Raw genomic sequence first — 21,738 nt, forward strand, 5'->3', positions numbered from 1 at the left:
TTTAATCTCTACTTATAAATTGTTCTGGAACGGTGATTTGATATTGTTTTTCTAATTTTCCATCAGAGACTATTTGACGCTTACCTGCACCAAGATTAATTAAAGACTCATTTACCCGTCCGGCCCATGGATGCTTATAGAAATGACCAAAAAATAAAAAAAGTCGGTTCGTTTGAATAGATCCACTTCTTTTTAAAATATGTTCTACTTTTCTCGGACTTAAGTTTACTAATCCTTGAAAAAGTTCTGCTGCATGCTCAAATGACAAAGTTGAAGGTACAGCCTCCAGGACCTCAAATGCAGCTAACTCTTGATTGCTTGCTTTTAACTTAATTCCGTCTACTTCTACAGTAGTTAAGTCATTATCATCTTGAGTATTTAACTTGGATGTTTTAATGATTTCCCAATTTGGTATTAGTTTATCCGAAACAACTAATTCTGGAAAATTCTTAAACCACTTTGGCAAAATCGTTTTTGCTTGAACGTTTATCCAAATGGAATTTGCTGCAAACTGTAGGTAATGCGATTTGCCCTGCTGCGCCAAACTTGTTAAACCTGCAAGATGGATCATGTACCGACTCTGATTCTGAAGACAATAAACTGCATTTTGCCATTCAGGTTTACGCCCTGCACGATAATAAACACCTACCCCCAATTTCACCAACCATTGGCTTTGACAGTATTTTCTCGCTAATTGTGGGGTAATTCCATGGCTTGATAACCAAGATTGGAGCAAGATTTCACCTGAGGCAATATTATTCAGAAGCCAGTTTATTTTTGATGACATAAATACACTTATAGTTTAACTATATTAATAATATTAAACTACTCAAGAGGATTTTTGTCAATTTTGATCTACTCTAATAGTTATTAAACGTATTAGTTGACCACAGGCCTTCCAAAAAGTTTATCAAGTCTTGTTCATAGAAACGGGTGTTATACTATAATTTCCAATTTGGAAATCGGAAATTTGTGTTGTTCAAGTGGGTATTAAGAAAATCCTTTTACACTAATAAAGAATAACACCTTATATTTAATTTAAGACAAACTGATTAATTTTTTTTTCTGTGACCAAAACGTGTCTCAACTGTGACCGTATTACGCTGTAATAAGATACATTTTAGTCCCCAGTGCGACAGTCATTCTTATACTGCCTAGACCATTTTTCATAAATTAACCTGATTTTTAGTGAACAGTTCGGCGCTTGCGAATCACTGTCATTTAGAATTTCATTCATTTAAAACAAAGATTAAATTATTGGTCTAAAATTATACTAATAATTAATATGCGCTAAGCTAACCCGGGGGAGGCTATTGTGCCAGAAAAAACGGGATGGGATATTCGGCCACCGGATATCATCAAGTTCTTGGAAAATATACGTCTTGGAACCTATGATGAAGATAGTCTGGAGGCCACTACTACGTTTACTATGCTCCGAAATGCAAAAAGAGGTGAGACAGAGATAGCTGAACTTGTAGCGGCTATTGGAGCAGACGAATGGGCCGTAGGGAAGCTTATTGCATTTCCTTTGGAGCGTTTGATTTTATTCGAAACAGTAGCTGCTTTGGCGACAGAAGTTCAAATGAAGGAAGATGATCTTAGTTCGCTTGTTCAAGACCTGTATCGCCATCACATGACGCCTAAAAAGCCTATTATAAAACAAATGGAAGATTTGATTCTAAAAGAAGCAAAATGGAAATCATTAAAAATTATAGGTGAAATAGATGGAGCTACGAAAGATGTAAGCCGAAAAAAAGAAATAATATCCAAAGGTGGGGCAGAGGCTGACGCTCTCAATACCTTCGAGATAATAAAAAACAGACTTATTTCAGGTGTATATAAACCGGATGAAACGATATACGATTTAGCCGGTAAAAAAATTTACGATCCCTATACAGCGGTCACTGCAGCTAATGTGGATGATATAGCTCTCGCTCTGACAGAAAAAATTGTCAATGACAAATTCTACATGCAAATCGCACGAGATGCTGCAAAGAAATATGTTGATGATAAATTGAAAAGTGTTATAGATCAAGGCTTGGTTAAATATCCTGACAGTAATGAACCACTCAGGAGATTAAGTATTCATACAGGCGAGGAGCGTCGTACCTTTATGCTGACAGGCGCACCAGCATGTGGTAAAGGCACAATTGTTGCAGCAATGGAAATACAAGCAAGAGAGCAATTTGAGTTAGATTGGGATGATACTGTTAAAATTAATACAGACAATTATAGAGAAATTGTCTCTACTGCTCCAGGATTGGGTGATGATATAACAGTTCACTCAGACTTGAATACCTTTGAAGCGAGTTTTATTTCTGACCTGGCGAATAAGAGAGTTCAGGAACAGTTAAACAGAAATCAAGGGCATCATTTAGTAATCGATGGTGTATATCCATCAGCAAATAGATTGAGAATGGGTACTCAGAATGGGGGCTCATTACATATTGCATGTGTTTCTGTACCCGTAGATGTTTCTGTTGGAAGAGCATTTAAACGTGGACAAGAAATAGGGCGATTTGTTGGCTCAGAATATTTAATTAGTGCTCATAAGGCCGTTTCTAAAGACTTATTGAAAAATATTGTGACAACATGTAAAGATACTAATGCCGAATTGTCTGTTTTTAACACCAATGTGCCTCGGGGAGAGCAGCCAATTCAAGCAATGCAACTTAATTTAAGTACTAAAAAGGCTATAATTTACGATGCTGATGCTATGGCTGAAATTTATGGAAAAAAGAACATCGATCCTAAAGCGCTGGATAGTGATCATTTATATCCTCCAGGGGTTCAAGAACTGGATTATTCGTATCTCTCTGAACTAGAGTCCTTGGGTATAACAGTGGAGTTTGAAGATCCGGAAATGCAGCTGAAGGTAGAAGAGATAATTCGCCCAGCTTCATCAATGTCAATGTAAGTCGTCATTAGGTAATGAATGAGGTTATTATGAAAAAAAAACACTCTCTCTTTAATTCAGGAAATACAATGTTCAAACCTGACGAATGGGAAAAATACAAAAGAGAAATTGGAGGAAAAGCAGAAAAATATGATATTAAACATGATGTTAGTCTAAAAGATGAGCAGTTGATAAAAAACAGCCTCGAAAATGATAGTGAAGCAGTTAGCACTAATACATTTATTCAGAAATGATAGCATCAAGTTGTGGCAGGGTATTTGGATAATACTTTTCATTCGCTCAATCTATATAGAATTTAGCTGCTTCTAAGGGCGAAGTCTTCTTCTCTCTAAAACAATTCATCTAATCTGTGCGGAGAAAAGCTGAGTTTTAAATAAACGCATTGATGCATTTCTCTTAATAAGGCTGCCTTGGTGTCACTACCTGAATCGCGTTCAAAGCCTGAATTATGCTAATAAACAGGCTTTGGTATGAGGTACTTACTGCTAATTAAAATCATTTAGCGTTTCAGAATCCATCGGAAATATTGCTTTAGGTAAAGAAGGATTGCCAGCAACAGGTCGTTTAAAAAACAAATTGCCTCCCTGTTCTTGCGCATATGATGTTCTATTATATTTTGCCCGAGCTTCTTTAGAGGCTGCAAAGGAGTCGGTTTCCCATTCATAAGGGGAAAGGGGCTGGCCTGTTTTTCCAACCTGTTCCATACGTTTGGAATTTTCGAACAAATTAAATAAATCCTGGAATAAAGGCTGATTATCATTTTCTTTGCATTTATCCAGGACCAAATTAAGTTGCTTTGGAGAGATTAGCTCGCGACTTGTTATGGGATATTTTGAACGGTAGCTTTTCCCCTGGTTTATCATTTCTAATTCAAAGATCCAGAAATGAAGTATATAGCTGGTGCGTTCATCTATTTTAATTTTGTTAGTTTCAATGAAATTCAAAAATAATTGGGCTACGGAAGAGCGGCCAACGGGCCCCTTTAAGTTCCATAAACCAATATCAAATTCGGCGTGTTCCCTGATATTGGGTGGGTTTGAACGACAACTTTCAGTATAGCCAAATATCTGTGTCTCTTTATCAAGAATATTGTATAACTGCCTTACAAGATCTGTATCTCCTTTTATGTGAATTTCTTTTTCGTAATTATCAGTGAATTGTATTTCAAACATTTAATCCCTCCCTACGAGAAAATTGACAAAGAAGCTCTCTGTAAACTTGTTTGCACCCCCAAATTGCTCTGTGGATGCCACAGCAAAGTTTCTTAGACAGACAATCCGTTTACGTTCGGCGGTCGTAACGGAAGAATGTATTATACAGTATTGCTCAACAATTGGTCAAACTGATCAATTTATCAGGAGATTTCTTATGCGAAATCACGGATACCCTTCCCTGGTTCGCCCTGGCGCGTAACGCTCAAATGTTCTTGGCTCCTCAGGATCGGCAAGTGCCAGTTTCATTGCATGGACCGCTTTTCTTTTTGGAATACACTTTTCTGAAACAAACCGGCAAACCCGGATTGGTATGGGCGCGTATCTTTTGTTCGTTTTTTGAGATATCCAGCAAGAAGAAGATTCAACTCATTGATTGAGGAAGACGCTCTCAGTGATGCATTTAACTACTAAACCACTAAGAAATTATAATTGGTGAAGGCTAATTTTCTGTTATAGTTCCCCATAAGAATTTTCACAATAAAGTCTGCAATGAAAAAAATTATATTAACAGGCGATCGCCCCACAGGAAAATTACATCTTGGTCATTATGTTGGTTCTTTAGCCAATCGAATTAAGCTGCAAGATGAATATGAGCAGTATGTAATGATAGCTGATATACAGGCGTTAACTGATAATTTTGAGAACCCAGCTAAGATAGTAGATAATCTTTATGAGGTAGCTTTAGATTACTTATCAATTGGCATTGAACCCGAAAAAAGCACAATATTTATACAATCTCATATTCCTGAGCTTGCAGAACTTACTGTCTATTATCTGAATCTTGTCACTTTAGGGCGTCTCGAAAGAAATCCTACTGTTAAAACTGAAATTCAGCAGAAAGGATACGATTCCTCCATACCCGCAGGCTTTCTTTGCTATCCAGTCAGTCAGGCAGCAGATATTACCGCATTTAAGGCAGAGGCAGTTCCTGTAGGAGAAGATCAGGTTCCTATGATCGAGCAAACGAATGAAATAGTCAGACGGTTTAATAGAATTTATAATACCGATTGCCTAAAAGAAGCAAAACCCATTCTAAGTAAAACCTCGCGCCTGGTTGGGATAGATGGTCAATCCAAGGCAAGTAAATCTTTAGGAAATGCAATTTTTCTTTCTGACACTCCTGAAGAAATAAAGCGCAAGGTTTTTTTAATGTTTACTGACCCAGCTCATTTAAAAATAAGTGACCCCGGGAAAGTTGAAGGAAATGTTGTATTTGAATATCTTAATGCGTTTCATCCGGATCCAGAAGAAGTCAATGAACTAAAGGCACAATATAGGAAAGGTGGGCTGGGAGACTCTACAATCAAAAACCTGTTAAACACTAGTTTACAGGCAATGCTTGAACCAATAAGGGAAAAGAGAAATAGTTTTAAGCGTGGTGAAGTAATGGATATTATAATTTCTGGGACTGCCGCAGCTAAAAAAGTTGCAGAAGATACGCTTGAAGAGGTTCGGAGTGCTATTGGATTACGGTATTTTGATATTTGATACTCTTTACCCGGCTTCAATTTTTGAAGCGATTAATTTGAAGGATTGAGAGGCTTAAAAATTCTGGATCTATTAAAGCTCCTTTCAATCCAAAAACTATGCGCCGGCGGCATGCATCGTAAAATTGAGAGCACTGATAGAATCCATGTTCATAGTTATTGTCTTTGTGAGTTCCACCTCTTTTAAAAAAATGCAGTGATCAATTAATCTTCGAGACAGTGTACAACATCATCGGAAATAATGATGGGTAAGCCGAGGGACTCATCTGCGGATATGACTAAGATATATTTAATGTGTTTTATATTTTTGCATAAGGTATTTTTTTATGGTAGTGTGGCAATTGATGTCAATTCAATCCACAGGAGATTACCATGCGTTCACTCTCTGAAATAAATAAGCTCATTCACTTAAACCTTAGTTTGTCTACTCAATGTCGGGGGTATCTTTTTAAGCGCTAAACCCAAAAATTTAAATCTCTCCATCCATTCTAAAGCAACTGACGAATCCATCTTATCCACCACTCGTAAAATGGGAAAAAACTTCCTGGATTACCACAGACGTACATCACTTTCTCAACCCTTGACAAATATTGATCACGTTATCACTTATCACAATGGCATTTTGGAATTATGGGGTAAACGAAATGATCATAGTCTGCATATTCAGGACTCTGCTGAGACTGAAGCACTAAAACCAACTTATAATATCTTGAAATCACTGTCCCATAATTCAGTGATATTAGACTGTATTCTTCGATCGATATGTACTCATCATATCAGGACAGGTCAAGATGAGCTTGACTTATTGAATTTAGTTGAATTACTGACTGAGCTCAACTCCGGGGATCCCTACTACATTAAACCTCATCAGGCAGCAATTGAGCAATTAATACTCGTTGCCGATAAGGCTCGCTTGTCTGCTTGCATGAGTGAGATAAGTTGCTTACAGACCCGATATGCAAGGGAAATCAGTTCTGTAAATGAAGGGTATCTAAAGCAGGCAGCGGAACTTCAATTGACTGGAATGCATCAGATTATTTCTCGCTGGAATTTGGCTTTTAATAAAACACAGGTACTTATTGCAGTCGCTGAGGGGCCTAAAGAAGATCTGATAGAAGGGCAGTATTTTGATGCGCTATATAAAGAAAAAGGCGAGGATAAACCCTGCCTTGATTATGTAGTAATGCTGCCTAAACAATTAGGCACAATTACTGGTGCCTGTTTAATTGATAATTTAAGAGAACGATTGCTTAATCAAAGCATTGCAAAAAATATGCTGGGTTGTCCCAAAAAAATGGCAAGAGATGTCTTGGGACCCTATGCACCAGCAATTCTGGAAAGACTACTACCCTCGTACAGTCAATCCACTAAAATAATTAAGCCTGATCGATATTCATTCTTCCACCAGGCAGTGGAGAGGACTGGTAGCCTGCAAAATGCATCCTGTCCGAAAATGTGATGATATTTTTCCTTTGCCGAAACCGCCAGGAAAACTCTGGTTTTCAAGGTGGTTTCTCTTTAATTTAACATGCCCAATATTATCTGGAAAGATTCACCAGTAAATCGATGAATTGGTCATGATCGTTAATACAGGGGATTACTTTCAACTGCTGCCCAGTTAGTTGATGCCATTGCCTTTGCGCTTGTATTCCGATTTCCTCCAGGGTTTCCAGACAATCTGCAACAAACGAAGGACAAACAATAGCTAGATCAGTAATGCCATCACTGGCAAGCCTGGTTAGCATTTCATCGGTGTAAGGTCTAATCCAGGGCGTTTTACCAAGACGGGATTGAAAGCTTTGCGTGTACTGGGATTCATTAAGCCCCAGTTTTTCTGTAATCGATCGGGTTGTTTCATAGCATTGAGCGCGATAACAGAAATGATTTTCTTTATTAACAGGCTTGCAAACGGGGTTACAGATTTCCGTGCAACCGCCCTTAATCAGCTGGCGCTCAGGCAGACCATGATAGCTAAATAGATAATAGCTTGCCGGGGTTTGCCGGATTTGATCCGCATAGGCTTCAATAAATTCATTGTACTGATAAAAATCCCTGATAACGGTCAGCTCCGGTATAATCTGCCAGGACATGATGTGATTGAGGGCTGCTTCAATCGCACTGCCTGTTGCCGCAGAAGAGTATTCAGGAAACAATGGGATAATTGTTATTTCCCGCAAGTCTTTTAAAGGCTCTAATGCTGTTTTAAGACTAGGGTTCCCATAACGCATACCTAAGGAAACAACATAGTCTTCGCCCAGTTTTTGCTGTAATTTCTGGGCAATCCTCTCACTAATGCGCAACAAGGGAGATCCATCCTCTCCCCATATGGATTGATAGGCGTGCGCTGATTTTTTGGGCCGAAAAGGGAGGATGAAGCACTCCACTAAAATGGTTCTTAAAACGGCAGGCAGGTCAATAACGCGTTTATCGTGAAGGAATTCTCGCAAATACCGCCTGACATCGGAGATGCTATCGGATGCGGGAGTGCCTAAATTTGTCAGTAATACCCCTTTCTTCATGGGCCATCCTATCTTAGCTTGTTGAAAATAAAAAACTAAATTATGTACGGAAATTTGGTTAAAAATCCAGATGAATGCGAATCAAATGAGAGATTGTAGAATTATAACTCCCCAGGTTTTGGATAAGTTCGATTTTAATTCAATTCAAATCGTCTCAACGTCATCCTGAACGCAGTGAAGTATCTCCTGAATCTGGCTCAGTTCCAAGCAGTTTGAGATCCTTCGCTACCCTCAGGATGACGTACCTTGGTGTTACGTAGAATTAATTAAACTTAAGCAATTGATTTTAAATACTAGCTGAGAATATTTTATGTAAAACAACAAAGTCAACCATAGCGCTCTCAAAAAGTCGTTTATGGTCTAGTATTAACATAAAGATTAATTCCAATTCAGAAAGAGCTGTTAAGGAACAATAGGGGAATAAGGAGATACATTATGATGGCAGCTGATAGTCTCGTAAATCGCTTACACATTAATCCAAAGCATGAGTTAGCATCGAATACGCCGTTTATGCTCAGGATGTTGTTTAAAAAAGAAGATGATTTACCAGAAAAAACCGATATAGTTAATTTGTTTATTCAGTACATTCCACTTTATAAAGCGATGGAAACCCGATTGGAAGAGCTGACCAAACAGGGCACAGTCAATTATCTGGATATTTTTTGTAAGGAGCCCTGGCTTAATCGATCCTGTTTGGTTGAGCAAGACATTTCCGAAATGATTAACTATGTTTCTGATGAAGAGCAGCACAATTTATTGCCTGTAGATTACACATTTCCAGCAACCAAGGCTATGGCTAGCGCTGTAGAGCAGGCCGACCCAATGCATTTACTCACTTATCTGGCAGTTAGAAGTTTAGCCGATTGTTATGGTGGGCAGGCACTGGGCCGTTTAAACCAGAAAGCATTTGGCGAGGAGTATCCTCTTAGCGCCAGGTTTTATAAAAGCGCATCAAGACAGGCTAGAAATCTGGGGGAAGAAGTGAATAACCTCAGTCTATCTAAAGAAGAAGAGCAAAAGCTATTGCAAATTAGCGATGATTTTTTTCAAATGCACATTGATTTATTCGAGGAAATGGAAGCCAAAAGACATCATTGATGAGTGAAATAGTCAGGCAGGAGAGTACGTTCCTAATTTTTGAAAAGCCTGAATGATACTCCTGGCATTCGCATTTTGTTTGGAGCTATATAAATTCCCAGGCCCCATTCTCTTCTTAAACAAAAACCTCTTTATTATTAATAGGTAAAAAAGATATCCGTAACTCCCCAGGTACGTCATCCTGAGCGTAGCGAAGGATCTCAAACTGCTTAGAACTGAGCCAAATTCAGGAGATCCTTCACTGCGTTCAGGATGACGTACCTGGGAGTTACGTATTCAAATTTTGGAAATTAGCCTTTTGTTATGAAATTGAGGGAGTTACTATGAAAAAAACAATAAGAATTGCTACAAGACAATCAAAGCTTGCATTGGCTCAAGCTGATTTATGGATAAATTCCTTCATATAGATCGTTCTTTCCCTTATCCTGAATATAAAAATGAAGTCCATTCGTTGCTGATGAAGCGCCTGCATGGATATCGGAGCGAGCTGGCGATAACGGCTCGTCTCATTAACTTACAAAATCGTTGGTAGGCCTTATGCATAAACAATCTGAGATAGAATTTCAAAAGTCTTCTGCACTGATTCCAGGTGGTGTTAATTCCCCTGTCAGGGCATTTAAAGGAGTGGGCGGGCATCCTGTTTTTTTTAAGGACGCAAAAGGGGCTTATCTAACCGATGTGGATGATCAGCGTTACATCGATTACATTGGCTCATGGGGACCAATGATCCTGGGCCATGGTAACGAACAAGTTATTGATGCAGTCATACAGGCAGCCCAAAAAGCCTTCAGTTTTGGAGCGCCTTCGATCAGTGAGACTGAACTGGCACAGCAGATAATTGAGATGATGCCTTCGATTGAAAAAATTCGCATGCTAAACTCAGGCACAGAAGCCGCCATGACAGCTGTCAGGCTCGCTCGTGGCTATACCAGTAAAGACAAAATTATTAAATTTAATGGTTGTTACCATGGTCATAGTGATGGACTATTAGCCAAGGCTGGCTCAGGGATGCTGACCTTGGGTATTCCATCTACACCAGGCATACCCAAAAGTGTAACAGAACATACCCTGGTGGCTGAATATAACAGCATAGAAGAGGTTGAAGTTTACTTTGGTCAGTATAAAGATGATATTGCAGCAGTCATCATCGAGCCCATCGCTGGAAATATGGGATTTGTCCGGGCAGATAAAGAATTCCTGCTGCAATTAAGAGAGCTTTGTAATAAAAATCAGGCCTTGTTAATTTTTGATGAAGTCATGAGCGGCTTTCGAGTGGCTCGGGGAGGTGCCCAGTCGCTTTATGCTATTGAACCAGATTTGACGACGCTCGGAAAAGTGATTGGTGGAGGAATGCCCGTAGGTGCCCTGGGCGGCAGGAAAGAGATTATGGATTATCTGGCTCCGCTCGGTCCAGTCTATCAGGCGGGAACACTATCGGGGTCACCGGTCGCTATGGCGGCAGGATTGGCTACCCTGATGCAGCTTGATGAGCAGGTATACCAGTCACTCGCTGAACGCACAAAGGCACTGGTAAATGGCTTGATTGAGCGGGCTCAAGCCAGAAACATTCCTCTGATTGCTGACTATGAGGGAGGAATGTTTGGATTCTTCTTTACCGAAGAACCTGAAGTCCGTAATTTCAAGCAGGTACAGAAAAGCAATGAATCACGATTTAAAACATTTTATCATGGTATGTTGGAATCAGGCGTTTATCTTGCACCTTCTATGTATGAAGCAGGATTTGTATCCTGTTGTCACGGGGAAGAAGAGATTGCCAAAACCCTGAATGCGGCAGATGAAGTGTTTAAGACTTTATAAATTTTGAATTATGGGTATTTTATCAGGAAGAGGGATTAAAGATGTTATTTTTGTGGCTCAAAGCTTTTCATATCATTGCCATGGTCGCCTGGTTTGCTGGATTATTCTACTTGCCCAGGTTGTTTATCTATCACAATGAGGCCCGCGATAAAGTGAGTATCGAGCGCTTTAAGGTGATGGAATACCGGCTGTTTTATGCAATCACTTATCCCGCTGCAATTGTGACCACTATTCTGGGCATTGGTTTAATTTCAATGAACTGGCAATACTATTCGAGCGCCGTATGGATGTGGCTCAAACTGTTTTTGGTTATCCTTCTATGGGGATATCATATTCATTGCGGAATTTATTTAAAACGGTTCCGTGACGATAAAAATAAACAATCTACCCGTTTTTTCAGAATTTTTAATGAAATACCGACTCTATTTTTAATTTTGATCGTTATTCTGGTTGTCACCCGGCCGTTCTAGAAAATCAATTCTATACTTAAGTAAAGCAAGTGGATGAAATAATGCCATCTTTATCTACGAGGTATTTATGAGCAACGGATTTTCGAAAAACCAGAAAATGGATAATACTGACTATTACAAGAGCCGCAAAAAAACGGCTCTGACCAGGTCTCATGGAAAAAGAGGTAAGCACACCCCGGAAAATAAAGAATCCTGGATTATTGAATTCATGGCAAACACTATTTTTAATGGCTAAGTTCTGATTTTGGTCTGCGGGTTTATGTCTCTCTGCTGTTATGGCTTCGCCTGAATTCTCTTCTTAAAACGGAACGCGAAAATATAAATGCTGAATATGCAAAACAATCCCGATTCATTTGAGGGAAGATTATTGCCCTTACTGTATCGTGTTCCTGATTATCCTGTCGTGCTTGTCAATGAGTGAATGCACTTCCTGAAGCATAGTCGAATCATGGTTTTTGCAAGACTCTTTTAACAGTAATGTGCCCATGTGGAGTAATACACCAGAGAGATCTTTTATAACTATTGATAACTTTTTATCATCGCTGTCTTTTGGTAAACAGGTTTGAACATGTTCAATATATTCTTTTAAATGGGCTCTTTCCATTTGAATTACTTTTTGCATGAAGTTTGTATCTAATTCTTTACAGAGTTGAAAGATCGATGTTTCAATGAACAGATCAAGCTCTACTTCTATTGCTTTACTCAAAAGGTTACATTTTTGTTCTGAAAGGGCAGCCAGGTCATCAATATCGTAATAGGTAATATTTTCATATTTTCTAACCGTTGAACACACTGCGGGAGGCAAGGATGAGTCAGAAATGAAAATATTTTTATCTTTGTCAAACATATCTAAATGGGAAGAATTAATAATTGTCTCGCTCACATTAGTCGCTGTAAAACAGGCATCAACATGGGGAAAATTTTCGACAATTTCATCAATGATACCAATATGATGGGCTGTGTCCCGTAAAAAGCCGCAAACCCTGCCGGGGTTTCTGGAAACAATATAGAGTTTTTTGGGCTCGTGCTTTAGAATTTTCTTCACGATTTCTGTACTCAATTTGCCAGAACCGAAGGTGACAAAGACTTTTTGTCTTGGATCCGGGAAATGTTTTTCAAACGCTTTTTCAAAGCAATTTGCCAGGGAATTAACAGGTAGTGCCAAACTGCTGTGGATTTTCTTCGAGGCCTTATACACGTTCTGGTAGATAAAATTCAGCGTTTTACCCGCTAGTTGGTGGGTGGTGGCAATTTCCAGAGATTTCTTAACTTGACCGACAATATTTGTTTCACCAAATATTTTAGAATCCAAACCAGATATCACCCTGTAAATATGCTTTAACGCTTCCATGCTTTGCATCACTTTAAAACTTGCCCTAACCTCATCGTGATTAGTGCAGCATTTAAAAGCTATCCACGCTATCACTGCATCAAGATCGCTTCCTAAAAATATTATTTCAAGGCGATTACAGGTAGAAATAATCAAGCCTTCCTTCACAATTTCAGCACATTTTAACTCTTTAACACGTGACTCCAAATCCTGAAATACAACACCATATCGACTTCTGACTTCAACATTCATAAATCGATGTGACATGCTCAAACAATAAATACCTTTCATACTGGTCCTTAGCTTGAATCCCGCTTAGTATCTATCTTTAACTATTCTTTCATATCTAAAATTAGTCGCCTTTTGTGAAATATAGAAGAGATTGCCTGCTTAGGCAAAAAAAAGGACAGTCTGTTTATTTTTGTTTTCATCATGTTAATGATAATCGTTATCATTTCAAGTTTCTTTGCCAGGAGGAATTATCAGCCTTATGGATATCGTTAAAATAAAAAACTATACTCAAAACCATGCCTGTCCGGTTACCCCCAAGGCAATAACATCAACTCGATACGGCAATCTCATGAAACAATCATTACAGGGCTTACGCATTTTAAATACCCGACCACGAAAGCAGGCGCAAACCCTAAGCAAAGAGATTGAAGCAGCAGGCGGTATTGCTGTTGAATGTCCCACCCTGGAAATTGAAGCTTGTGAAACGGGCTGGCTCAGCTCATTACCTGATTTGGAGCAAGTACAGCATGCTATTTTTGTCAGCCCAAATGCCGCCCATATCAGTATGCAGCACCTGAGGGTACAACAACTGCACTGGCCATCTGATATTAATGTAATAGCCGTTGGCCATGGCACAGCCAAAACTTTAAAAGAATTCAATATACTGGTAAACGCGGTTCCAACTGTTCCGGACAGTGAGCATTTACTGGCGATTAAGTCATTACAAGCCTTAAAAGATCAGACCGTACTATTGTTCAAGGGCGAGGAAGGCAGGACTCTGATTGAAGAAAGCCTCGTCCAAAAAGGGGCGAATTTATTCAGTGTGCCCGTATATCGACGAGTGATGCCACAAATAGATGAGCAATTTATGAAGGCTTTATGGCATGATGATTTAGTTGACATCATATTGCTGACCAGCGAGCAGTCCATGCATAATCTATTCAAAATGCTTGGTATGGATGCACACCCCTGGCTACAACAAAAGCCTTGCCTGGTGATAAGTCAGCGGATCGCAGAAAAAGCAGCTTCCTTAGGCATAAAGAAAATCATCCTCAGCCATCCTGAAAGAATGCTGGAGACTTTGTACACTTATGTGGAATGAGCTCTAGTATATCCATTGATGAGTACTGCGGACAATCCGCAGCACTATGCAATGGACAAGCCTCAGTATGTGAACTATAAAAAATTATGGACTTTTTGGAGTCATACATGAGTATTGACGAGCTACTGCTTGCATCCAAACAGGCATCAATCCCGATTCACTTCCCTTATGAAACGGTTGAAAAAAAATTCAGAGAGCATGGGGTAGTGCTGACGAAAGCTGATTATGAAAATTTCACCAGTTTATTGGCAATTACTTATCAGGCAGTCTTGACGGAAACTCCTTATTATACCGCTGAGGAGCGTAGTGAATCAGCTTATGAAAATGCCATTAAATTGACAATTGCTTTCGAAACCGAAAAAAAAGCGATTCAATATTTGAAAAGTTTTGAAAAGCAAAAGTCGGGAGTGGGGTAATGAGCATCTGGTACACGATGCTTGTTTATTTGTACTGCCTGCAGGGCATTGGGATGTTGTGGTCTGGCGAGGGATTATTACGAACTTTCCTCCAGTATCCCCCAAGAGTGTCGTTTTAAACGCTCTTTCTTTAGCCTCTGAAATTACTCAATATGTTCATGATAATTCCCAGAAAATTAAAGAGCGAATTCAACAGGAAGTAATTGCCGAGTACAAAGAGAAATTTAAAAAAGCTTACGAAAATTATAAAGAAATTAATAATGAGCAAGAGCAATTATGGCTAGATAAGGGGCTTAAGGGAAAACAAAAGACAATTGCTCGTGAGGTTGAGTTTGAGTATGAAAAGGCCTTACGACAAGAATTAGGATTGCCCTCAAAAAAATTAGCGCCGCCAGAGGTAAACAAATTAAAAGAACGAAAGCAGAACCCAAGTGATAGGGACAAGGCTTTAAAAAACCATTTAACAAAAGAAATAACCGAAAAACACAAGGCCCAATTAAGGCAGGAACTTCAAAAGCAGCAAAAAGCCAGTCGTTTAACTTCTGCGCAATATATAGATGAACAGCTAGCCAAAGTGCGAAAAGAAACTGAAACGATTTCTGTCCAACGCTTTAAAGAGTATTTATCCAGTAAAACGACTCCCCAGCGGCTTGCTGAGTTAACCGTCTTTTTAACTTATCAACGCGTTCACGAACGGCCTGAAGCAGCAAAAGAATTTAAAGATAATGGCTTGAGTGAGTCAGTTTTTAACCGTTATTTAGAGTTAAATCCAATTGATGACCCCCAAAAAATCCCCCCTATACATATCTCGGGAAAAGATGTTTCCGCCGATTACACTCAATATCATGTGGATTCCGTAAGCGCCAGCGATCCCAGGGCTGCTTATTTGGGAGTATTATCGAGTTGTTGCCAAACTGTAGGCGATGCGGGCGGCATGTGTGCCGAGCATGGAATTACAAGCCCTAACGGGGGCTTTTATGCCAGTTTCGCAGATTCCCCGAATCAGGGAAAACCAACCTTGATGGCACAAAATTGGGTATGGCTTGGAACCAAAGATTCCGCGGTGATTGACTCCATTGAATCGCATATCAATTTCAAGCAGCTCAAAGAGTCCGTCATTTCTGATCTGCATTTCTATCTCGCTTATCAATTGATAGCTTATCCTCACATAGTACAGATTGTTTGTGGTATTGGAGATACACCCGATAATTTCGGTCTTTTTCAATTAATTGAGTTAGTATTGCCTTTAGATCATGAAGGTTATCGTGATTCAAGAAATAAAAAACTGGTTCTGCATCAGGATTGCATTCCATTGTTTATGGATGCTTACTTTATCAGGCATCCAGAGTCAAAACTGGATCGCGCGTTGGGACATGATAAGCCTGTCACTGCCAAAGGAATTAGATTATGGGTCGATTTGTGTATTTATAATAATCAGTTGGATTATTTGAAGCTAGCCAATCCCTATTTGCAAAGGGCAGGTATGAGTGAGAGTGCATTTGAAGAGTACATTGCATTAACGAAAGAATGGATTTTACATTTAAACACCAATGAAATCAGCGCCGAAAAATCGAGCTTTGAAACAGTAAAGGCTTTCATTGAAAAAGGTGCCAATCCAGCCTTTCCCATCAACTCTTATCTTAACCCCCTGCCGCTGATTCGGAATTATATAGATAATACAGAGCAACTTGAATGGCTCCTGCAGCAGGGCGCCAGTATTGATGTTTTGAACCCGCGGATCGACGGCACATTACATTATCTGGCGAGAATCGGGGAATATGAGGCATTACAAGTAATTTTGAATTCTGTTTCTTCCTTGAGCATCCAGTATGAAAATGAACATTCACTTTTAAATAAATTACTCGGGCAGGGCAGGGACGAGCTGGTGGAGCTTTGTTTAAAAAAAGGGGCGACGATTAATGAGCAGAGCTTTGAGCGTGCTATCGAAAGAGACAGTATCGATCTTTTTGCGCTTTTGGTGAAGTTCGATACAGCGAATGCACGTTCAAAGTACTGGTACAGTTTATTGGTCAAAGTGGTGCTTGAGGAGCGCCTGGACTGGATTACCCGGCTGATAAATTTTGGTTTAGACCTTAATGCTACCGATGAAAATAATCAAACAGTCCTGGGCTACCTGCTTTTTCAACCCATGGTTACCTTACAAGCTAAAAACAAACTTGTTGAGCTAGGGGCAAAGTTTAATCCAGGAGCATACCTGCCTGACTTTCAAAAAAGTATTTATGAGATTGCTGTAGAATCTGGATTAACTGAACAGGCTTTTAAAATGTTGGCATTCACAAATGATTTATCCGCTATCCGCATTAAAGGAAAAAGCCTGCGTGAAATAGCAACCGGATATCAACAGGAGGATATTGTTGCACATATTGATACACTTTTGAGAAGTGAGAATCCTCATCTGTCAGTAAGTTTTGAAAATGATGAGACGGTGCAAGCGGATGCTGAAAGCCTTGAGCAGTTGATAATTCCTTTTCGCCATTACAGGACTGATAGCAATTTAACCGAAGTACAAAAAAGCGTGTTAGGTTCATTGCTGACTTTATTAGAGTATTTTAACAAGGTTGAGGCAATACCTTCCCTTATTAATTTCTGGCTTAAACAACGCCCTGCGCGCTTTGGAACCACTAATGCCAGCATAATTTCCTATAATCGCGGCTTTTTTAACCAGCCTTCTGCGTTACAACAAGCAGTCATGGAATTAAAAACCCGCGCAGAAGAGGCGATTAGTCAGGGTAAAGAATGCATCAACAGGTGACGAGTTATCTGTTCTCTGTCTAAAGCCATAAGTTCTTTGTTAATTAGCGTAACACTAGCAATCTGGTTAATAAGGCAGACGAAATTATGCACTACCTGGAATGCTCTACAAAAAATAATCAAACATGACTAGCTTTTGGACTAATGGCACTTAAGATATTTACCTAAGTCCCTTGGACAAGCCGAGGGACGTTAGGAGTAGGGGTTAATGCCTTAAGTAAGTCTATTAGGCCGTTTATTTAGCTTCAAGCCCTGCAGTATTTGAATTGTTTATTTCATCTATCCACTGAAACTGATTATCCCTTTCCTGAAGAATGTTAATAGGTTCCGGTGCTTCTCTTCTATTCCTTTTTGTCTCAGAAAAAAAGCCGGCATTATATTTATGAGTTTCAAATTGCCCTCGCTGGTATAAGGCATGATAGAGTTTGATTAATCGCCAGCTAAACACTAATACTTGCCCAGGGTTGCTGTCAGCTTTCGCCTTATGAAAGAATAATTGCTCCCTGACCGCTTCCGATACCTCTCTTTCTTCAAACACATAGTGTTTTAATTTCCCATACATTTTCTTCTTTTCCTGGCTATCGAGAGCTCTGTTTGTTTCTACGATATCATTCGATAATGCAATATCTTCAAGACTCCTTAGAACTACGAAATTTAAAGGATGGGGGGTGTGCATTTTTGACTGCAAATCCTCGCAACAGAGTAGATGCGGTATGCCGTTAGGAAAAATTCGTCTTTTACTGACATTGTATTTTTCATGTGTAAGTCGATCATCGCTATGCAGGTTAAGAAAACGAAGACCCGAAGCATCATCCAGTTTTAAATTTTTTGGCAAGTTGCTCGTGGTTAAATCCAAATTGATCATCGCGTCAATGCCATGTTTCCAAATCAGAATACAATCATAATCGCTATGAGGTCCAAAAGCTTTGGCTGCCTTTTCATTTGCATAGGAAAGACCGGTCACACTACTTCCTTTGAAGCATAGATACTCGGGCGGCTCATAGTCCGTTACTTTATCTACGAAATGACCTTTATCAAAATTAGTTACCAGGTAATTGCAAAGTATGGCAAACTGATGATTGCTCATGCCTAATGGCAATTCATTCGAGCTAAGGGGTTTTTCTGTGCTCCCCAAGACCCCTTCAGTGGAAGAAACGAGGGTTCTTTTAGACCCAATTTGAGTGTTAGAGGATTTCCTTAATCTTCCGATACTTAAATTCGGGGCTTTTTTGTCAGTCTCAGTATGCCTTGGCGACTGGACATCTAGACCGCCTGTTTTGTTTCTGTTTAAATTGGTTTTTATTCCTTCCTCGACTTCCCGCATAAATTTTTCTGTCTGGGCTTCAGTAATCTCCTCGATTGTTAAATCAGTATGAAGTGATTCTCTTTCAATTGCTTTTTTCAATAGTTCAAGCTTCCCACACCAACGCTCGATACATTTATTGCGCCTTTGCTCATCTTCAAAATAATGATTGGCCAGAATTGTTATCTTTTTCTTAACGGAATACGCCAGGAAGTAGGGATTGAGTTCATGTTTACTTTGCATTACACACCTATGAGCTACTAGTTCGATGTGTAAATTATATACTTAATGGTTAAATATTATTAATAGCTAATTTGGAAAATAATTATTTCCTTTTCAAAAAAATTCCAAACGTAGACTCTTATAAGATGCTTCAATTCCATTGCTCTGACGTAACAAAGTCTTCATAATAAAAAAACAATAATGAATCCCATTAAATCAGAGTCCTGCTTTGTTCTCTGTTCTAAAATTAGTGTATGAAAATGATAAAATCCTGGCTAAATACCAAATTAAAAAAACTGACGGATGATTCGGTTCTCAGTGAGCAGCCGGTATCCTATGGGCCCAAAAAAACGCAGCCAAATGCTGATTTTTATAAAAACTATTTTTCTCTCATCGCAGATGGCGCACGTCTCAAACTGGTTGAAGCAATGTTCAACCTGAATCTCTTTGATTTATTTGAAGGCAGGGAATACGTTTTAGAAACTGAGATTATTGAAAAGCTGGGATTAATGCCGATTCGTGCCAAAAAATGGCTGCATCTTTTAAGCAGTGAGCATTTTTTAATAAAAGCGAAATCCAGAGACTATCGGGTGGCCTACCGACTGCCTGAAGAATTTATTCAAATAATCAATAGCGATAAATGGTGGGGGATGAAGTTCTTTTTTAACAGCTGGCAGGTCGCCGCTGAGGAAAATTTAAGTGATGTATTGCGTTATGGCAAGGTAAAAATCAGTGTCTCCTGGCCGCCAAAAACCGATGGCGAAGTTCAGTGGCTGGAAGACTGGATGAGAAATACCATACGCCGGCCAGCCGAACGTTTTCTGGAATCTATCGATTTTACTAAAGTGAAAAGCGTGCTTGATATTGGCGGCGGCGATGGATCATTGGCCTGTCAACTGGTGAATGCTCACCCTCATTTAAAAATGACAGTATATAATTTACCCAAGTCAGCGGTGCTGGCTCGAGAAAATATTGAGGCCCAGGGATTAAGTCAGAAGATTAGCGTAGTGGAAGGTGATTTTATTGCGGACGATGCATTTCCAACCGGTTTTGACCTGCTTCTTTTTTCCCGGGTTTTATATGACTGGGATGAAGGGGTAAACAGGAAACTATTACGAATGGCTTACCAGGCATTGCCTAAAAGTGGTTTAGTGGCAATTTGTGAGACATTTAAAGAAAATAATAATGATCTTTGCCTGTCTGCAGAATATCGCTACATGTTCCATGATGATTTCTCCCCCCATGTCATGAAAGCTGCTGCAGACTATTACCGGATGCTCGAGAAAATTGGATTTACTGTCGTTTTGCCCACAACAAATAAAACAGATGTTCTGTATTATTCGATCATTGTTGCGCGTAAATGATGCCTAAGTGCTTATAAAATGCCTACTACAAAAGAATTAAGAGTCAAACAGACAGAAGACATGCTAGGCCAGTTTGCGCGCTCTTATGAGGCCTTAAGCTGGTCTAAACAAAGAATAGGCGAGTATCGCAATTATCAGCTAAGAAAACTTCTGCAATATGCCAAAACGCATTCGCCCTGGTATCAAAAACAATTAGCTTCTATTAATCTTGAGCTGTTCACTGAAGAGCAGCTCCCAGAAATTCCTGTTATGGATAAAAAAACCTTGATGGAAAACTGGGATGAAATAGTGACTGATACGCGATTGTCACTAGAGATGGTTGAAGAGCATATTCATAAGATGAAAGACGATGGCGAGACCTTATATTTACTGGATGAGTATCATGTTCTGGCTACCAGCGGCTCCAGTGGTAAAAGAGCAATTTATGTTTATAACTGGAACGAATGGAATACCTACTATTTGCACAGCGTGCGTTATGCTCCGCGCCAGCCAATTCCGCATCGGGCCAACCAAGGGGCTACAAAATTAAAAGTGGCAATGATCCTGATACCAAACACCGTCTACGCCATGTATTCTCTGATAAAGACTTTTCAGCATGATCATATTGAACAGTTTCTCATTTCAATTACCCAGCCAACCGATCAAATCATTAGCGAACTAAACAAAATCCAACCGGATTATTTGCTGGGAACGCCTACCACTATTGCAAGAATATGCCATGAACCTTATGTGAGCCGCTTAAAGATTGACCCCGTGCTAGTCTCGCTTTCTGGTGAACCTTTATTCATGCCCATACGCCAGTTAATTGAAAAAGCATGGCCTAATGCCAGAATTAATAATGCTTACGGCTGCTCTGAAGGTTTGGCAGGGATTAACTGCGGAGTTAATAGCCGTGAAATGCATCTGAATGATGACGGTTGTATTCTGGAACCCGTTGATGCACAAGATAAGCCTGTTCCCCTGGGGGTAATTCCTCAGAAAATGTATTTAACTAATTTGTATTTTTATACCTTGCCGCTCATACGCTATGAATTTTTTGATCAATTGCTATTTTTAGATAAAACCTGTGTTTGCGGAGTCAATCATCAGTTGATTGCAGAGCCAGAGGGTCGTCCTGAATATGATTTTACCTACTCCGAAAATGTGTTTGTACATCACTTAGCCTTTGTGACGCCGCTGTTACTTGAAAAAAATATACAGGAATATCAGGTGGTGCAAACTGAAAAGGGGGCCCATATCCGGGTGATGACAACAGGTCTGATTAATCAACAGCAGATATCTCAATCTATAGGCAATTCTTTAAAACAGGCTGGCCTGGAAAACCCTGAAATTACCTTTGCGGAAGTTACTGAATTTGAATATTTGTCCTCAGGAAAACTGCGCCGATTTTTAAAATTGAGGTAAGGAGAGATTTATTTCTTTGCCAAATCGAGGATGAATTTAATATAAGTTGAGGAGTTATTGTAGGTTGGGCC

Annotated in this window: 18 protein-coding genes; 13 read left to right on the plus strand and 5 right to left on the minus strand. The window is 39.5% G+C overall.

Annotated elements, in window-relative coordinates; translation table 11 throughout:
• Position 1 precedes the first annotated feature (1 nt).
• Positions 2–787: a type IV toxin-antitoxin system AbiEi family antitoxin gene (locus LXA66_RS15380; RefSeq protein ID WP_233013846.1), complete on the minus strand. Its 786-nt coding sequence runs from the start codon at positions 785–787 to the stop codon at positions 2–4.
• A gap of 528 nt (positions 788–1,315) precedes the next feature.
• Here LXA66_RS15380 and LXA66_RS15940 point away from each other — a divergent pair.
• Together LXA66_RS15940 and LXA66_RS15390 are read left to right on the plus strand one after the other, a co-directional pair.
• The gene (locus LXA66_RS15940; protein WP_233013847.1) at positions 1,316–2,917 is read left to right on the plus strand and encodes a zeta toxin family protein; all 1,602 of its coding nucleotides are present in this window, start codon (positions 1,316–1,318) and stop codon (positions 2,915–2,917) included.
• 29 nt (positions 2,918–2,946) lie between these two features.
• A complete protein-coding gene (locus LXA66_RS15390; RefSeq protein WP_233013848.1) occupies positions 2,947–3,150 on the plus strand; it encodes a hypothetical protein in 204 nt (67 codons plus the stop codon).
• 252 nt (positions 3,151–3,402) lie between these two features.
• Here LXA66_RS15390 and LXA66_RS15395 read toward each other — a convergent pair whose 3' ends face one another.
• Entirely contained in the window at positions 3,403–4,089 is a 687-nt protein-coding gene (locus tag LXA66_RS15395) for a hypothetical protein (RefSeq protein ID WP_233013849.1), read from the minus strand.
• Positions 4,090–4,620: 531 nt separating this feature from the next.
• Between LXA66_RS15395 and trpS the strand changes: the two genes are divergently transcribed.
• Positions 4,621–5,619 carry a tryptophan--tRNA ligase gene (trpS, locus tag LXA66_RS15400; protein WP_233013850.1) on the plus strand — a complete coding sequence of 333 codons (999 nt, stop codon included), beginning with the start codon at positions 4,621–4,623 and terminating at the stop codon, positions 5,617–5,619.
• Between the two features lie 528 nt (positions 5,620–6,147).
• Positions 6,148–7,077, plus strand: coding sequence for a hypothetical protein (locus LXA66_RS15405; RefSeq protein ID WP_233013851.1), 930 nt, complete (start codon positions 6,148–6,150; stop codon positions 7,075–7,077).
• A gap of 79 nt (positions 7,078–7,156) precedes the next feature.
• On the opposite strand, the gene hemH is transcribed toward LXA66_RS15405, so the two are convergent.
• A complete protein-coding gene (gene hemH / locus LXA66_RS15410) occupies positions 7,157–8,137 on the minus strand; it encodes a ferrochelatase (RefSeq protein ID WP_233013852.1) in 981 nt (326 codons plus the stop codon).
• Between the two features lie 435 nt (positions 8,138–8,572).
• Between hemH and LXA66_RS15415 the strand changes: the two genes are divergently transcribed.
• The 4 genes from LXA66_RS15415 to LXA66_RS15430 all read left to right on the plus strand — a co-directional run bounded on the left by LXA66_RS15415 (position 8,573) and on the right by LXA66_RS15430 (position 11,758).
• Positions 8,573–9,235, plus strand: a complete 663-nt coding sequence (locus LXA66_RS15415) for a biliverdin-producing heme oxygenase (protein ID WP_233013853.1) — start codon at positions 8,573–8,575, stop codon at positions 9,233–9,235.
• A 537-nt stretch (positions 9,236–9,772) separates the two neighbouring features.
• Positions 9,773–11,053 carry a glutamate-1-semialdehyde 2,1-aminomutase gene (gene hemL, locus LXA66_RS15420; protein WP_233013855.1) on the plus strand — a complete coding sequence of 427 codons (1,281 nt, stop codon included), beginning with the start codon at positions 9,773–9,775 and terminating at the stop codon, positions 11,051–11,053.
• A gap of 41 nt (positions 11,054–11,094) precedes the next feature.
• On the plus strand, positions 11,095–11,523 hold the full coding sequence (gene hemJ, locus LXA66_RS15425) for a protoporphyrinogen oxidase HemJ (protein ID WP_112219253.1): 429 nt from the start codon (positions 11,095–11,097) through the stop codon (positions 11,521–11,523).
• 67 nt (positions 11,524–11,590) lie between these two features.
• On the plus strand, positions 11,591–11,758 hold the full coding sequence (locus tag LXA66_RS15430) for a hypothetical protein (RefSeq protein ID WP_233013856.1): 168 nt from the start codon (positions 11,591–11,593) through the stop codon (positions 11,756–11,758).
• Positions 11,759–11,896: 138 nt separating this feature from the next.
• On the opposite strand, the gene LXA66_RS15435 is transcribed toward LXA66_RS15430, so the two are convergent.
• Complete coding sequence (locus LXA66_RS15435) at positions 11,897–13,144, minus strand: hypothetical protein (RefSeq protein WP_233013857.1); 1,248 nt, start codon at positions 13,142–13,144, stop codon at positions 11,897–11,899.
• Positions 13,145–13,433: 289 nt separating this feature from the next.
• On the opposite strand from LXA66_RS15435, the gene LXA66_RS15440 reads away from it, so the two are divergent.
• From LXA66_RS15440 to LXA66_RS15450, 3 genes are all read left to right on the plus strand, one after another.
• Positions 13,434–14,186, plus strand: coding sequence for a uroporphyrinogen-III synthase (locus LXA66_RS15440; RefSeq protein ID WP_233013964.1), 753 nt, complete (start codon positions 13,434–13,436; stop codon positions 14,184–14,186).
• A gap of 107 nt (positions 14,187–14,293) precedes the next feature.
• Positions 14,294–14,602 carry a hypothetical protein gene (locus LXA66_RS15445; protein ID WP_233013858.1) on the plus strand — a complete coding sequence of 103 codons (309 nt, stop codon included), beginning with the start codon at positions 14,294–14,296 and terminating at the stop codon, positions 14,600–14,602.
• Complete coding sequence (locus LXA66_RS15450; RefSeq protein WP_233013859.1) at positions 14,574–17,375, plus strand: hypothetical protein; 2,802 nt, start codon at positions 14,574–14,576, stop codon at positions 17,373–17,375. Before LXA66_RS15445 ends, LXA66_RS15450 begins: the two co-directional genes overlap by 29 nt.
• A gap of 234 nt (positions 17,376–17,609) precedes the next feature.
• Here LXA66_RS15450 and LXA66_RS15455 read toward each other — a convergent pair whose 3' ends face one another.
• Entirely contained in the window at positions 17,610–18,920 is a 1,311-nt protein-coding gene (locus LXA66_RS15455) for a hypothetical protein (RefSeq protein ID WP_233013860.1), read from the minus strand.
• A gap of 233 nt (positions 18,921–19,153) precedes the next feature.
• Between LXA66_RS15455 and LXA66_RS15460 the strand changes: the two genes are divergently transcribed.
• Together LXA66_RS15460 and LXA66_RS15465 are read left to right on the plus strand one after the other, a co-directional pair.
• Positions 19,154–20,263 (plus strand): methyltransferase, encoded by a 1,110-nt coding sequence (locus LXA66_RS15460; RefSeq protein ID WP_370637289.1) that lies wholly within the window; start codon positions 19,154–19,156, stop codon positions 20,261–20,263.
• An 18-nt stretch (positions 20,264–20,281) separates the two neighbouring features.
• A complete protein-coding gene (locus LXA66_RS15465) occupies positions 20,282–21,667 on the plus strand; it encodes a phenylacetate--CoA ligase family protein (RefSeq protein WP_233013863.1) in 1,386 nt (461 codons plus the stop codon).
• Positions 21,668–21,738 lie beyond the last annotated feature (71 nt).

The sequence above is a fragment of the Legionella sp. 16cNR16C genome, assembly GCF_021297775.1.
In the GTDB taxonomy this organism is placed as follows: Bacteria; Pseudomonadota; Gammaproteobacteria; order Legionellales; family Legionellaceae; genus Legionella_C; species Legionella_C quinlivanii_A.